The sequence below is a fragment of the Vibrio sp. QJM3NY_27 genome (genome assembly GCF_057785955.1).
Window position 1 is genome coordinate 178,548 of the sequence record NZ_CM173512.1, and the last position, 15,484, is coordinate 194,031.

Genomic DNA, 15,484 nt, shown 5'->3' on the forward strand with positions numbered 1-15,484 from the left:
TCCCCTTAATCAATTTTAGGTGGATGAGTAAACGTGTGATGAGGTGCTGGGCTTGGAACCGTCCACTCAAGGCCTTCCGCTCTGTCCCATGGTTTGCTTGGTGCAGGCTCTCCACCTCTTACGCACTTGATAGCCAACCATAAGAAAATCAATTGCGACAAGCCAAAGGCGAAGCCACCAATCGATACCACTTGGTTAACGTCAGCAAACTGAATCGCGTAGTCAGGGATTCGACGAGGCATGCCCGCTAAACCCAAAAAGTGCATAGGGAAGAAAAGTACATTGACCGATATGACTGATGTCCAGAAATGCCACAGGCTGAGCTTGTGGTCGTACATATGCCCTGTCCATTTCGGCAACCAATAATAGGCGGCGGCCATAATTGAGAACACAGCACCTGTCACCAGAACATAGTGGAAGTGAGCCACAACAAAGTAGGTATCGTGGTATTGGAAATCGGCAGGTACGATAGCGAGCATCAATCCAGATAGCCCACCAATCGTGAATAGAACGATAAAGGCAATAGCAAACAGCATTGGTGTTTCAAAGGTCAAAGCGCCCCGCCACATCGTCGCCACCCAGTTAAACACCTTCACTCCCGTAGGCACGGCGATCAACATGGTGCAATACATGAAGAAAAGCTCGGCAAATACTGGCATACCCGTGGTGAACATGTGGTGCGCCCACACTAAGAATGACAGCAGTGCGATACTGCATGTTGCGTACACCATCGAGTGATAACCAAATAAACGCTTGCCACTGAATGCCGGGATTATCGCAGAGACAATACCAAAAGACGGTAAAATCATGATGTATACTTCAGGGTGTCCAAAGAACCAGAATATATGCTGGAACATCACCGGATCCCCGCCACCCGCAGCATCAAAAAAGCTCGTCCCAAAGTATTTATCGGTCAGTACCATGGTTACGGCTCCCGCGAGCACGGGCATCACGGCTATCAATAAGAAAGCGGTAATCAACCAAGTCCATACGAACATCGGTAGCTTGAACCAAGTCATTCCCGGCGCGCGCATGTTCACTATGGTTACGATGACGTTGATCGCCCCCATGATCGAACTGATCCCCATAATATGGACAGAAAATACAAACAGCGCCGTACTATCTGGACCATAAGTTGTCGAGAGCGGCGCATAAAATGTCCAACCAAAGCTCGGGCCGCCTCCCTCAGTAAACAAAGAACCAATTAAGATCAAGAAAGCAAAAGGTAGAATCCAGAAACTGAGATTGTTCATTCTCGGCAGCGCCATGTCTGGAGCGCCAATCATCATTGGGATCATCCAGTTAGCCAAACCTGTGAATGCAGGCATCACGGCACCAAATACCATTATTAAACCGTGAACGGTAGTCATCTGATTAAAGAAATCTGGCTCAACGAGCTGTAACCCCGGTTGGAATAACTCCGCACGGATCACCATCGCCATGGCGCCGCCTGTTAAGAACATGGCAAAGCTAAACCAAAGGTAAAGTGTACCTATGTCTTTGTGGTTGGTTGAGTAAAGCCAACGCGCCCAACCTTTGGGAGCAGCATGTGAGTCGAGATCATCATGAGGTAAATCGTGGCTGTCCAATGAACCTTCAGCTGAATGACTCAGTGCTTGATCTTCTGCAGGAGCCGATTTCACCGGCTGATTGATTGGCGAACTCATAACTGCTCCTTAGCATCATTTTGTGCTTCATCCGTTGAGCCTTGTTCGTCAGCTGCTTGGCCTCCGCCTTCTTGCTTGGCTTTATAAGCGTTTACATCTGAAGCCTGAACAATGTCACCCGTATCATTACCCCAAGCTTTTCTTTGATAAGTCACTACCGCAGCAATCTCTTTCTCGGTTAATTGATTATCAAATGCCTGCATTGCGGTGCCTCCACGACCATAAACAATGGTATCGATATGAACACCCACATCACCAAGTGCTATAGGGCTTCCTTTAATGGCAGGAAATGCGCCGGGAATGCCCTCTCCGTTGACTTGATGACAAACGGCGCAACGGGTTTTGTAGACTTCTTCACCGATAGCATTCAATTCTTCTAAGGAAAGTGACGCATCTAGTGCATCTTGCGCCGCTTGTTGTGCAGCGATCGCCAATTCTTTCTGCTCCGCTAACCATGCGTCAAAGTCGTCTTCTTCCATGGCACGTACCACTATCGGCATGAAGCCATGAGCACGACCACACAATTCAGCACACTGGCCTCGGTAAACGCCAGGCTCATCGATCTTTGTCCACGCCTCATTGATGAAACCGGGAATGGTATCTTTCTTAACCGCGAAAGCAGGCACCCACCATGAGTGAATAACATCATCGGAAGTCATCAAAAAGCGGACTTTACGATTGATAGGCAGTACAAGCGGCTTATCAACCTCTAACAGGTAATGCGCGCCTTTCACTTCAATACCTTCAATCTCTTTATCGCTAGTCGCTAAAAGGCTGAAAAACTCAACATCTTCGCCAAAGTAGCTGTAGTGCCACTTCCATTGCGAGCCTGTAATTTTGATTGTGAGTTCTGATTGAGAGGTGTCTTCCATCGCAATCAAGGTCTTGGTCGCGGGTATGGCCATAGCGATGAGGATAATAATAGGAATGATGGTCCAAAGAATTTCGACTTTCGTACTTTCGTGAAAATGAGCAGCAACCGCCCCCTTCGACTTTCGGTGTCTCAGAATTGAATAAAACATAACACCAAAAACAACAAAAGCAATCGCACAGCAGATGTAGAAGATCAGCATATGAAGTTCGTATACCTTACCGCTGATCTCAGTGACACCTTGAGTCATATTGTATTCAGTGCTGGCATGCACCAAAGGCGATACCAAAACCACAACAAAACTTTTCAAAAGCCACCCCAGCCTAACCAGTAATCTTTTCAAAAGATCTCTCCTTATCCTTCCTAATTGGATACTTGCGACCTAAATGTCGTTGCGAGCTGAACAACATTCATTGTTATCCCGGCTGCACATGAAAGGCTGAATCTCAATCTACAACTCACATGGAACTAGCCTGTAAACGGGCTGCTGACCTCATATCAACCTAAGATCTAATACGGCTCATAAGCGTTGGAAGTTTCCATGAAAGATTCAAAAACGGCGAATTTGTTAAATTTTGTTATATTTATGTAAAAGGCTAGTTAGTGATATCCAATTATTCAAGGTAAGTTTACTTACTAAACAGTCAATTATTTAAAGTTGCTTTATCCATATGCCCTTCCCTTGCTGTTGGAATTTATTTTAAATCGAGTTTTACGATTGCTTTCATGGAAATGATAATCAATATCATTTAAATTAAATCAACAGAAAGACATCCCGATATGAAAAGGTTTAGTAATTATGCAAGATGCTATGAACTGGTTAGCGAGAGACCCAGACCCAAGAACTCGTGAAGAGCTTCAACACCTCATCGATGAGGGAATGCACGACGAACTAGAAGACCGCTTTACTCAACGATTAGAATTCGGAACCGCAGGGTTAAGAGGCAAAGTAGGATGCGGTCCAAACAGAATGAACCGCTTGGTGATACAAGAAACGGCAACAGGCCTTGGCCATTACTTGATTGAACATGTCGCCAATGCCTCGATTCGTGGCGTCGTTGTCGGTTATGACGGGCGTTTAGATTCAAAGCAATTCGCCATTGATACGGCTTCTGTGCTCACCGCTTTGGGCATTAAGGTGTACCTAACCTCCGATGTCGCAGCAACACCTATCGTTGCTTTTGGTATTGAGCATTTCAATGCGGCTGCCGCTGTTGTTGTTACGGCGAGCCACAACCCGCCGGAATACAATGGGTTCAAAGTATACTGGGAGAATGGCGCTCAAATCATTCCCCCTCACGATGCAGGTATTGCCGGCGAAATAGATGTCGCTTCAACTAAGCCAATCCCATTAATGAGCCTAAGTGATGCCGAAACGCAAGGTAAACTGGTGTGGTTAACTGAGGGTTATTATCAAACATACCGTGCTGCTATTAATCAAAGTCCGTACGTGAATAACACTCTTGAATCGGCGAATACCACCATCACCTACACGGCAATGCATGGGGTGGGGGCAAAAATGGCGGAAGATCTTCTTCACGATGCTGGATTCCACAAAGTATTCAGTGTGGCTGAACAAAGAGAGCCTGATGGTAACTTCCCGACCGTTAACTTCCCGAACCCCGAAGAAAAAGGGGCAATGGATCTCGTTATTAACCTCGCAAAAAGTGTCGATGCCGACATAGCTTGTGCCAACGATCCAGATGCAGATCGATTCGCCGTTGCGGTCAGAACTGACGATACAGCTAGAACTGATGATGCTTCCTATAAAATGCTAACGGGCGATCAAGTCGGCGTGCTATTCGCGCATTACTTGTTGTCGAAGCCGCATACCAAAAACCAGTTAGTTGGTAACAGCATCGTGTCTTCAACTCTGCTTGAAAAAGTGGCTCAATCCCACGGTGCGACTTACTTCCAAACGCTAACGGGCTTTAAATGGTTGGCGAATATTGGGATGCAGTTGGAGGATGAGCAGAATGAGTTCTTGTTCGCCTATGAAGAAGCCCTTGGCTACACAATCGGCACTCAGGTACGAGATAAAGATGGGCTATCGGCTATCGTCGTGTTTGCTCAATTAGTTGAGGAGTTAAAATCTCAAGGCCGAACCGTTTGGGATCTTCTCGCTCAAATTTCATTTGAACATGGTGTTCATACCAACGCGCAGCGAAGCATTGCTCTTGACCCAGATTCGCCATCGACTGGTTCTAAACTCAGAGCGGCACAACCTAAAGCAATAAACGGTGTTGCTATCTCTGTGATTGAAGATCTGCAGTCTTCTTTGCGCTTCGTCATTGGTGGCAATACTGAAGCGATTAACCTGCCTTCAAGTGATGTTCTCATCTATCACCTAGAAGATGGCACACGCATTATCGTCCGACCTTCAGGCACAGAACCAAAAGTGAAAGTCTATTATGAGACGGTAACAAAGTTCAAAGGGACAGAAACATACGAAGACACTCGCCTACGCGGTGAAGAAGACATGAATAAACTGATTGAACAACACCAGCAAGAGTTGAACGCTTAGTGAATCATCGTTTTCAAAACATCGTTCTATAAGGTGCAATATGTAACTGCTAGGAATAAAAAATGGACGCTCAAAGCGTCCATTTTTGTCTCAGCGGCTAACCGCGAGAAGATGTTTGGGTTGATTCGTCTACGAAGTAAAGAAAGAGGACAACATCCAGATAGCCAGCACGATGAAGACTCCGCCCATCACTTTCTGCTGATAGGTACGAAACTTAGCATTCTCTACGAGAGACTTACCAATCGTACCCACTAAAGCCACCAGCAAAAAGTTGAACGTTAAGCCGAGAACATTCAACAATAAACCCAGAACGAGCATCTGTTCACCAGAAGTCGCTTCAATATTCGTCGACACAAACTGTGGTAAGAACATCACAAAGAAAACCAACGCTTTAGGGTTAAGCAGGTTACTAATCAATGCTCGTTGATAGTAGGCTTTTGCAGCAAAGTTGTCGCTTAACTCAGGCGCATTGCCCTGCTCTGTTCGAAGACAATCCCACCCCATTTTTAATAAGTAGGTACCGCCTAACAGATGAAGAGCTTTTAACGCCACTGGACTCATCGCAATCAATGCTGAAACACCCATTGCTGCCAATACTGTCAGGATAATTCCGGAAGTCGCGTTACCCAAACTTGCAAACACACCAACCTTGCGGCCATAGCTCATACTTGAGCTCGCGATGAGTAACATATCAGGGCCAGGCAAAAGGAGAAGTGCAACAACGGCAGTCAGGTAAACAGGTAGTATGGCTAAGTCGATCATGGGTTTCAGTATTGATAAAAACGGAGGCGGATTTTATATCAATTACTAACACCCTTCCAGATGCAATTGGTTGTAGGATAGTAAAATATTCGAATTAAATACCATCAACGAACAACAAAGCAAATTTATTAACCAAATAGAAAAGACTACTTAACTTGCTACCCACTCGATCTCAATCAATGTCGTTTCACCACACTTTAGACGGCCAAGGAAGATATCACCTCGATGGACCTCGCCAACACCTTTTGGGGTACCTGTCATTACAACATCACCATCAAGCAAAGTCGTGTAAGAAGACAACTCTTCTAGGATAGTTTGTGGTGAATACAGCATCTGCTCAACGTGACCCTTTTGAACGCGGACACAGTTAATAAATAATTCTAGGTTTAAGTCAGAGAGATCAAAATTATCAACGGGAACAAAGCGACTAAAGACAGCCGAACCATCAAAGGCTTTGGCACGCTCCCAAGGTAAACCTTTGGCTTTTAAACTGCTTTGCAACTCACGCTTGGTAAGGTCTAAGCCGAATCCCACTGCAGAATATTCACCGTTTTCAACAATAAAACAGATCTCTGCTTCGTAGTGCAGCGCTTCTTGATGAAAAGAAGACAGAGAGGAAGTAACACTGGTGCTCGGCTTATTGAAAACCACCATAGAGTCAGGGATCGCATTGTTAAGTTCTTCAATGTGATCGACATAGTTACGCCCAACACACAGTACTTTTGTTGGGGTTGCTGTTCGTTTCGAATTCATCAATTGTTTCTGATCTACAACGCTGCTCATAGTTTATCCCTGAACTATTTTTAGAGAGCAGAGTTTAGCGCATCATAAAATGAGAGTCTTCGACAAGATGATTACCGATCTCTAAATTCTGATCTTGAGCTCAATTCATCGATTTGAATACTTTTAGGTCAATATCGGTGTATATCTCGACCGACCCACCAGAAATAGAGTCATCGGCTTACATAAATTAGAGAAAATGAAACTAAAGGAGGGCGTTAGATTTGAAGAGCATTCATACGAAAGAAGCCCTCTCAAACCAAAAGGCTTGAGAGGGCTTAGCATGGTGTCTAGGACAGTATCCTAAAAGGTAAACTTAAGGAGTAAACACTATGCTAAATAAGTCTGCGACTTATAGGTAGTAACGAGCACCAAGTAGCCATTGGTCGTCAGCTTTTTCTTTGTACACGCCAGAACCTTGTAGGTCGAACTGGTAACCAGCAAAGCCTACGAACTGAGATGTGAAATTGTATTCAGCTTGTAGAGCTGAAGTGCTGTATACAGTTTCGCTGTTCTTGTCGTCTTCTACCGCTTCGTAGTTAACGCTTAGGTTAAGGCTGTTAGAAAGTGCGTAAGAAGCTAGTAATTCAATAGCTACTGTCTCTTCTAGTGCGATGTTAGCAGAACCTACTTTCGCAGAGTTCATGTAGTTGTTCATCGCGTATACACCAGCAAGGTAAAGACCTTCCGCGCCGTATGAACCGTAAGTTGCACTTAATACGTGAGAGTCAGCAGTTTGTGAACCACGAAGAGCGTAGTCTACATCACCAGTGTTGTATGCGTAGTTTGCAGTGAAGTCAGCAATTGCGTAGTTCAATGCAACTTGACCACGGTTACCGTATGTAGTTGAGCCATCAACCTTACGACCTTGCCAAGCAACAGCTGCGCTTAGAGAACCTGCGTTACCGAAATCGATAGCGTTGCCGTAGCTCACCATCTCTTCACCACGACCAGTACCTAAGTTACCGTGATCTTCGTAGATGAAGTCATTCGCGAATGCGATTGGCATATCTGCTACGCCAGCAACGTTGTAGTAAGGTGCCCATTGAGTACCTACTGCTGCACGACCGTAATCGTCGTGAGAAAGACCAACGTAGCCAAGACGAGTTGTGAATGACTCTTCACCACCGTCAAGCATGTTTAGCGCCCATTCACCTTTAGCGTCAGCAGTAAAGCCGTTGCCAAGCTCGTGAGTTGCACCGAAGTTGATACGTGGAGAAACAGATTCTACACCGATATCATCGCTGTTTTGACGGTCAGCGCTGTTCACGTCGCCAACTGCAACTGATACGTGACCACCAACAGAGAATGTTGTGCCGTCTTCGTTGTAAAGTTCTACAGCAACTGCCTGTGTACCAAATACTGCACCAGAAATTGCTAGCGCTAAAAGTTTCTTATTCATTGTCATATCCATTATGTAACTGGGTGAGTTATTCACTAACAACCTCGTGCTTACGGAGAAGTTGTTACCTGCATTTAACAAGTAGGCAAACACTAATATACGAATGACAAAAAAGTTGCATTAAAATATATAAAATAAAAAAAATCACACTATAAAAATCAAAAAAAACTTTATAAACAATACTATACAAATAAAACCACAAGCGTAACTTGGTATTTATTGAGATAAATCTATCAATGATTTTGATTTTCTAGTCATCAAATAAACATTAAAAATCAAAATTAAAATTTACTCGTCAGACCATCACATGACAAAACCTTAACCTTGAAACATTTTGTAACACTGAGAATCTGATTGAAATATTTAATCGTGTGAAACAATTCCCACTTTAGAGAAGATAAAAGTACCTTAGCGAAAATTCATTAAAGCCAAACACAAAAAAAGGGCAACCAATCAGCGACCGGTTACCCTAATAACTCATCATTGGACTCTTATTTGAAGCAAACCTCAGCCCAACGAGCTAAACCTGAAGTTACTGAACCGAAGTAATTACCACTCACGATAGGTACGTTCGGCACTGCTTGTTGTACGGCTTCACGAAGTATAGGTGAACGAGCTGAGCCACCCGTCATGTAAATTACGTCTGGCTTTTTCTGGCCTTGTTGCATGGCTTCTTTAACCAACTCAATCATCTTAGACTTTGGCGATTCAATAGCTTCAACCATCTGCTCAACGGAAATGTCCACTTCGACTAATTCAGAAGCAACATTAATCGCGGCTCGATATTGAGAAGATTCTGCTAGTGCAATTTTGGCTTCTTCCGCTCTGCGTACAATGCTATAGCCTAGAGTGTCATGATAAACCCTCATCAAACGCTCCAGCTTTTGAGGGTTTGAAGCTTCTTTACGAAGTAGTTTTAGTGCTGCTAGGTTTTCTCTTGAATAGAAGTTCTTTTGAGCTTCAACATTATTGATCGCAATTGGATTCCAGAATTGAGTCAGCGGCATATCGATACCCGAAATGCCTTTGCTGCCCATACCGAAAGGTGACATCAGTTGTTTGAAGGCAAGGTAGATATCAAGGTCATTACCCCCTACCCTTTGCCCGCTGTGAGCCAACAAACTCTGGGTTCGGTCCGCTTTACCCGACCAAGTTGGCCCCATTTCTAACAATGAGCAATCGGTGGTACCACCGCCAATATCCACAACCAATACCGTTTGGTTTTCAGTCAGGGTACTTTCGTAATCAAGGCCTGCGGCTACTGGTTCAAATTGAAAAGCGATATCAAGGAAGCCTGCACGCTTAGCTGCGCGTGAGAGTATGTCTTCAGCTTGTCGGTTTGCTTCTTCACCACCTCGACCATGGAAGTTAATTGGTCGACCGATAACAGCTTGCTTGATCTGCTCTTGAGTCGTGAGTTCTGCTTGGTGCTTAATATTTGCCATCATGGCGCACACTAAATCTTCGAAGAAACTCACCTGAACATCATGCAACCCGCTTGCGCCAAGAAAAGACTTAGGGGATTTTACGTAATAAACATCGCGAGGGTCTTCTAAGTAAAGGTCCAACGCCGCCTGACCAAACGCCATATCTTCTGGCACCAAATCGATACTCTCTTCTCGATTCAAAGCTATAGCACGTCGTAACACTTGCTCACCAACCGCATCACTCGGTTTGATATTCAAATGGCGAAATAGATGTTCGGAAACACTCTCACGAGTAGGTGCAAACACGGTTGAGGGAATATAGTGATTGTTACCTTCTAGCGGTAACAGGCTTGGTTTTCCATCAACCATTGCCGCGACAGAACAGTTCGCTGTTCCATAATCAAATCCAATAAACATAATATCCCCCACTCAACAAAAGGGGCGAGATGCTACATGAAAAGCCTAAAAATTACGAGGTCATTTCTAAATTTAACTGAGTGATTTCTTAGCCTAACGGCTCTTAATAGGCAAACAAATATGCTACATTTCAGCCCAAATGAATTACAGGTTAGATAAATGAAAACACCTTGCCGAGCGGCTTGTAAAAATAATGGCGGAATGTGCAGTGGCTGCTTTCGAACAATGGATGAAATTATAGGCTGGAAAGGCTTATCTGAAGAAGAGCAAACGTCGGTTATGGATAATCTTACTGGTGTTAGTTCGACTCACCAATGTTCGCAGTGTAATGAGCCAGCTCAATGCGATATCAGTGCGGGTAAAGAGACGTGTTGGTGTTTTGAACTAGAAAAGCGTGATACTAGCGATATTCCAAAAGCTGGAGTATGTCTGTGCCGTAAATGCTTGTCTGAACTGCCTATTCAGTAGTTTTCGAACCTGTTAAGTAGTTTAGAACCTGTTAAGTAGTTTAGAACCTATTCCGCAAGTTACGTACCGGTTCAACATAGACAAAAAAGCGAGAGGTTATTTTCTCGCTTCAACATACTGAGATTTATTTGGTTAGTGCCTACTTCGTTTTTGCAACCAGCGCAGGCTGAGAAAACTGTATACCGTTCCAACCATGAACCATGAAGTTACGAATATTTTGATGGTCTGTGTTCTCTGGAAAACCTAGCACGTCGTTACGATAAAATTGACCAAAACAAGCAAGTGTTTGCTCCGCAGATAAACCTTGCTCCAAACCAAAAGCAAAAATCTTACACGAACCATTATTCTGCCCTGCAGTATTCACCACTTCACCATTGCGAAATTCACTCTCCGCAAAAACATAGTGAGCTTCGATCACTTGCATTGTATCTTCAAATTGCACGCTTTCTGGGGTTTCAGCCAGAGTATTTAATAAGGTTTCCAGTTCCATTTACTATTTCTCCATCAAGTATATATCTGTCAGCAGTGTATCTTGTTTTACGACAAGAGTAAGCCGTTGTTTACTTGGGACAGCGATTCACTTTTTGAACAAACAATGCAAATTACCTCAATGAAACTAATGACATAGTTTTATCAGGACGTTATATTATTTTATCAGACGATTAACATTGTTCAGTAACGAATATGCATAAAGATAAAAACTTAGAACTGTTTAGATACCTCAAACCCGGTACAAAAACAGCAGGTGTATTAGAATTTGGCCCAGACGACTCGATCCAGATCACTACACTCTATATCGGACACAAAGAAGAACAATACCTTATCCTTGAGCTGTCACAAAAAGCGACAGAAGCACTGACGCTAAGAAAACTCATCAACGTGGATATTATTGTTCGTGCCATCACCGACACCGAACTTGGGCACATTGTCGCGTTTAAAACCAACATACTGGCTCATATCACCTCGCCAGCACACCTTATTTTCCTTCGTCCGCCTTCAAGCTTTGCGACCAAGCCTATCCGTGAACACGAAAGATATAAGGTACGACTCAGCTGTGAAGTTACTTTTGATACTTTGTCATTAGATGCCACCCTGGTCGATTTTTCAGTCTCAGGCTGCGGCGTCTATATTACCCAGCAATCCGATATCGATGTCGGTTGGAAGATACAAGTAAACTCTGTCTTAAGTGAGTACTTAGATAGCGAACTGATCTACAACGTAGTGAGCAAAAAAAGACAAGGCCAAGGTTGGCTATTAGGCATTCAGTTCCCTGAACACCTAGATATGAGTGACGAGTTAAAAACGCTGCTGTTGGAGCAAGCATTTGTTGCCGGCTTTGTATAAATGCGTGTTCAAGTAAAGTTTATTCACAGCACTTGTTCTATCGCACTTTCAAAGGTTTAGATCAGTCGTTCGTTACATCCCAATGTGAGTTTTTAAAATGAACAAATGCTTGGTGTAGCGACTCTTCTTTAATGGGTTTTACAATCACGTAATTAGCCCCAGCAGCCATAAAGCTGTCTCTTGTCGACGCTTGAGCATCAGCGGTACACGCATAAATCGGGGCTGCAACGCCAATATCATCCCTAAGTTGCTGAGTAGTTTCAACGCCACCAAGATTGGGAAGTTGGTTATCCATCAAAATAAGATCATAGGTTGTCGCCTTAGCCATTTCTAGCGCTTCTAAACCGTCTTTTGCCCATGTCACCACCATGCCATATTTTTTGCAAAAAGCTTGCGCAATAAATGCATTGGTGTGATTATCTTCCACCAACAATACGCTCAAAGATCGACTAAACAACGCCTCTGGTTCGATATCAGCTTGTTGCTTCACGCCCAATAGCGGCTTAGAGTGCACTTCCACTGGAATTTCTATAATGAACTCCGAACCTTGGTTTATCTCACTGCGGACTTGAATGTCCCCTTCCAGCATATCGACCAGATTTTTTACAATCGTTAAGCCCAGCCCTGTCCCACCATATTCACGAGTCGTGGTCTCTTCGGCTTGAACAAAGGGTTCAAACACAGCGTCAATCTTGTTTTCATCAATACCAATACCGGTATCTTTCACTCGAACGATCAAACTCGCATGATCTGAGTTAAAGATACTTTCGAGTTCAAAACTAACGGAAATACCGCCTTGGTGAGTGAACTTAAGAGCGTTACTCACCAAGTTAAACATGATTTGATTCAGGCGCACTTGGTCGGTGTTTATTTCAATGTCATCAGCCAAATGATTCACAATAGTAAATGCGATCGATTTATCGCCACAAAGCGGACGATAGATACTGTCTAATGTATTAACCAGTTCACCCAAACGGAAGTCTTTCTTTTGAATATTGAACTGCCCCTGCTCTATCTTTGAGAAGTCCAAGATATCGTTAAGTACCGCCAGCAAATGTTCCGCACTATTGCAAAGTACATCCACCTGTTCACGGTTATCTTCACTGTGTATAGAGCGCTTCAGTAACTGAGAAACACCAAGAATACCATTAAGCGGTGTACGAATTTCATGACTCATCTTAGCTAGAAAATCTGCACGTACATTCGCAAGGTGCTCAGCTTCTTCTCTTGCTCGATCGGCCTGCCTCTCGGCTTCAATGAGCTTAGTAATGTCTTGGCCTTGTACCACGACACCTGTGATGCCGTGTTCAACGCGAATTGCAGACATGTTCCAACGAAATACCTTCCCACCAATTGGCACGTTAATGCCCGTCAGCTTTGAACCTTGAACCACCATATGGATATTCGGTAGCATGCAATGCTCAAACTCTTGAGCCACTGCTCCGTAGTTATCATCGGCGTCAAATAGCGCCATACGAGCAGCGGGGTTCATCTGAATTAAGTCACCTTTATCAGACCAAACCAAGATAGGTGAATGAGCAAAGTTAAAGAGATCTTGGAACTTTTGGTTCTGTTCAGATAAACGTTCAAAAGTGTCCTCAAGGGTGCAACCAATATGGTGAAACTCGAAAATCTTGGAGCCATCGAACTTGTTGTACTCTTCGCCATCACTTGCTGAGCGAGTAAAGTCCATCAACTTATCGAGTTCAGCCGCCACCTTTCTTTGAATCCAAGTTCGCGCAAAGAAAGACATCAATATGATCACCACAATCACAACAATGATCGCACGCTCATAGTTCTCTTCTAACGCAATGAAGTTCGTGTTCTTTTGGACAGCTCGAATGATGAGAGGCGTTTCAACAGCATTGATCTTAATAGTTGCGATGGTGACGAAATGGCGAGGCAATTGCTCGTACATTTTGTAGTTGAGGATATCCGTTATTGTGTAACTTTCATCGCCACTGAATGTTGACGTAACCGGTGTACCGTGCGCTTCAATAACGATGTTCTCGCAATTGCTTCCCTGTTGGATCGATTCTGCGAGCGAGAAGTTATTATCGAGTACGATCGCGATATAGAGCTGGCCAAGAACCTCCCCTGTTTTGTTATCTACAATAGGGGTTCGGCGAGCCAACAAATGACGCTTACCAATATCGGTTATCACTTTAATGAAATGCCAGTTACTACTAAATGAAACCTCATCAGAGATATGTTTTAAGTTGGACTCGTCCAATCCATAAAACTGGCCATTACCATCGTCCCAAGCCAAACCATCATGAGTAGACACAAAACGCAAATCCGGTGCATGATCAGGTTCACTTTGGTCAACACCAAAAAAGAAGTAACTCAAAGCCTCTTTATTGCCAGTAGCAAAATACGCTCTTAGTGTTTCACTGTGTGAGCTACTGTCTTGATGAATTTGTAGCACCGACAAACGATAATCAAACATATTTTGGATGAGGCTTGAGGTTTGTTTAACCGTTCGATTCGTCTCTTGCTTTACGATGGTACTACTGGTCTCATAAGTATGAATAAGCACGCCAAGTGCCATCACACCTATCACTAAAATAATGATACGCGTAATGAGCCTAGCTAAAGTGTTTCTAGGTGTACTGGCGTAACTTTTCTTCATTATTGGCCTGAGTACCTAAATGCTCGCTGCTTAAGTTCTGAAATACGTTCTGGAGAATCTTCCTTGGTCACTACTTCAAATTCGCCAGAGTAAACGGTAGGAACTTTCAATCCGGCTAGATCCCACTTTATTGCCTCTGCCATAGCGATACCGGTATCGTCATTCATGCGCATAACAGTGACATCTAGGTCGCCCCTTGCAATGGCTTCAAGTTCAGCGGATCCGCCTCCCCAGCCATTAACTAAGATATCTCGACCAGATTCACGAATGGCTTCTACTGCGCCCAAAGCGACATCGGTTGAACACGCATAGATAAAGTCTAGATCCTTATCGTTCGCTATGCTGATTTTAGCCGCTTGATAACCACTTTCTTTATCAGATCTTGTGTAAAACGAAGACTTAAGATCAAAATGAGTACCGGTATTCACTTCATGGATAAAGGTATCTCCACGCGCATCACTGATGTAACCTTGCGAATAGTATAAAACAGAATACTTACTGGCTGGTTGGCTAACTTCTTTAAAATAATTTGCAAGTTTCAAACTACCGGTCGCATGATCAAAGCCCACGTACATGAATGGCTGTCTATCGGCCCACGCTCGGACTGGGGTCGTAATATTTTGAAGAATCAGTTTGGTGTCAGTAGAATTCAACACGTGCTCAATAAACTTGCGATGACGCGTCGTATCTAACGTAAAAATCAGATAGTCCGTCTTGTTTTCAATCGCCTCTTGCAAAGAAATGCTCTGTTGAGAGACATCTGCATTTACACGTGTAAACACTTGGTTAATTTGATAGCGAATTCTCAGCTTATCGAGACGTTTCTCAAAAGCTTGGATATTACGAACCCAATAATCAGAGATCTGTTGACCCGGATACACGACTGAAATCGTAATAGGCCTGTCTTGAACTCGTCTCAATGGCACAGGATGATTTTGCACAGCTTCGACCATTTTATCGGTCAGTGCTTTTTGTTCTGGAAAGTTGGAAAGATAATCTTGGTATTCCCAGTACCCATTGAGGACATGAGTACCATGGGAGAGAGCGGACGCAGAAAATACGGCAAGTCCAAACAACATCAATAAACGTTTCATATTTTTCTCGTTCTATATGAGCTACTTTGGCTCATTTTTTAACCTAGCATGACACCATCTCTTTGTATGGCTAAAAGATATTATGTAGGACAACGG

The 15,484-nt window shown here is 43.7% G+C and carries 12 protein-coding genes; 3 read left to right on the plus strand and 9 right to left on the minus strand.

Going from position 1 to position 15,484, the window contains the following annotated elements:
* Positions 1–5: 5 nt before the first annotated feature.
* Both ctaD and coxB read right to left on the minus strand, forming a co-directional pair.
* Entirely contained in the window at positions 6–1,667 is a 1,662-nt protein-coding gene (ctaD, locus tag AC3CIA_RS16700; protein WP_488519305.1) for a cytochrome c oxidase subunit I, read from the minus strand.
* Entirely contained in the window at positions 1,664–2,881 is a 1,218-nt protein-coding gene (gene coxB, locus AC3CIA_RS16705; protein WP_488519306.1) for a cytochrome c oxidase subunit II, read from the minus strand. The genes ctaD and coxB overlap by 4 nt, the downstream gene beginning before the upstream one ends.
* Before the next feature lie 456 nt (positions 2,882–3,337).
* Between coxB and AC3CIA_RS16710 the strand changes: the two genes are divergently transcribed.
* Positions 3,338–5,062 carry a phospho-sugar mutase gene (locus AC3CIA_RS16710; RefSeq protein ID WP_488519307.1) on the plus strand — a complete coding sequence of 575 codons (1,725 nt, stop codon included), beginning with the start codon at positions 3,338–3,340 and terminating at the stop codon, positions 5,060–5,062.
* Between the two features lie 129 nt (positions 5,063–5,191).
* Here AC3CIA_RS16710 and AC3CIA_RS16715 read toward each other — a convergent pair whose 3' ends face one another.
* The 4 genes from AC3CIA_RS16715 to yegD all read right to left on the minus strand — a co-directional run bounded on the left by AC3CIA_RS16715 (position 5,192) and on the right by yegD (position 9,850).
* On the minus strand, positions 5,192–5,824 hold the full coding sequence (locus AC3CIA_RS16715; protein WP_004730073.1) for a LysE family translocator: 633 nt from the start codon (positions 5,822–5,824) through the stop codon (positions 5,192–5,194).
* A 150-nt stretch (positions 5,825–5,974) separates the two neighbouring features.
* Entirely contained in the window at positions 5,975–6,607 is a 633-nt protein-coding gene (locus tag AC3CIA_RS16720) for a fumarylacetoacetate hydrolase family protein (RefSeq protein ID WP_102444995.1), read from the minus strand.
* A gap of 349 nt (positions 6,608–6,956) precedes the next feature.
* Entirely contained in the window at positions 6,957–8,006 is a 1,050-nt protein-coding gene (locus AC3CIA_RS16725; RefSeq protein WP_488519308.1) for a porin, read from the minus strand.
* Positions 8,007–8,497: 491 nt separating this feature from the next.
* Complete coding sequence (gene yegD / locus AC3CIA_RS16730) at positions 8,498–9,850, minus strand: molecular chaperone (RefSeq protein ID WP_488519309.1); 1,353 nt, start codon at positions 9,848–9,850, stop codon at positions 8,498–8,500.
* Between the two features lie 159 nt (positions 9,851–10,009).
* Between yegD and AC3CIA_RS16735 the strand changes: the two genes are divergently transcribed.
* A complete protein-coding gene (locus AC3CIA_RS16735) occupies positions 10,010–10,318 on the plus strand; it encodes a DUF1289 domain-containing protein (RefSeq protein ID WP_081008987.1) in 309 nt (102 codons plus the stop codon).
* A gap of 139 nt (positions 10,319–10,457) precedes the next feature.
* Here the strand turns inward: AC3CIA_RS16735 and AC3CIA_RS16740 are convergent, their stop codons facing one another.
* Positions 10,458–10,808: a HopJ type III effector protein gene (locus tag AC3CIA_RS16740; RefSeq protein ID WP_017082477.1), complete on the minus strand. Its 351-nt coding sequence runs from the start codon at positions 10,806–10,808 to the stop codon at positions 10,458–10,460.
* A gap of 194 nt (positions 10,809–11,002) precedes the next feature.
* On the opposite strand from AC3CIA_RS16740, the gene AC3CIA_RS16745 reads away from it, so the two are divergent.
* Entirely contained in the window at positions 11,003–11,662 is a 660-nt protein-coding gene (locus tag AC3CIA_RS16745) for a PilZ domain-containing protein (RefSeq protein WP_474356722.1), read from the plus strand.
* 61 nt (positions 11,663–11,723) lie between these two features.
* On the opposite strand, the gene luxQ is transcribed toward AC3CIA_RS16745, so the two are convergent.
* Positions 11,724–14,294: a quorum-sensing autoinducer 2 sensor kinase/phosphatase LuxQ gene (gene luxQ, locus AC3CIA_RS16750; protein WP_171308006.1), complete on the minus strand. Its 2,571-nt coding sequence runs from the start codon at positions 14,292–14,294 to the stop codon at positions 11,724–11,726.
* Entirely contained in the window at positions 14,294–15,388 is a 1,095-nt protein-coding gene (locus AC3CIA_RS16755; RefSeq protein WP_054547117.1) for an autoinducer 2-binding periplasmic protein LuxP, read from the minus strand. Before AC3CIA_RS16755 ends, luxQ begins: the two co-directional genes overlap by 1 nt.
* Between the last annotated feature and the right edge of the window lie 96 nt (positions 15,389–15,484).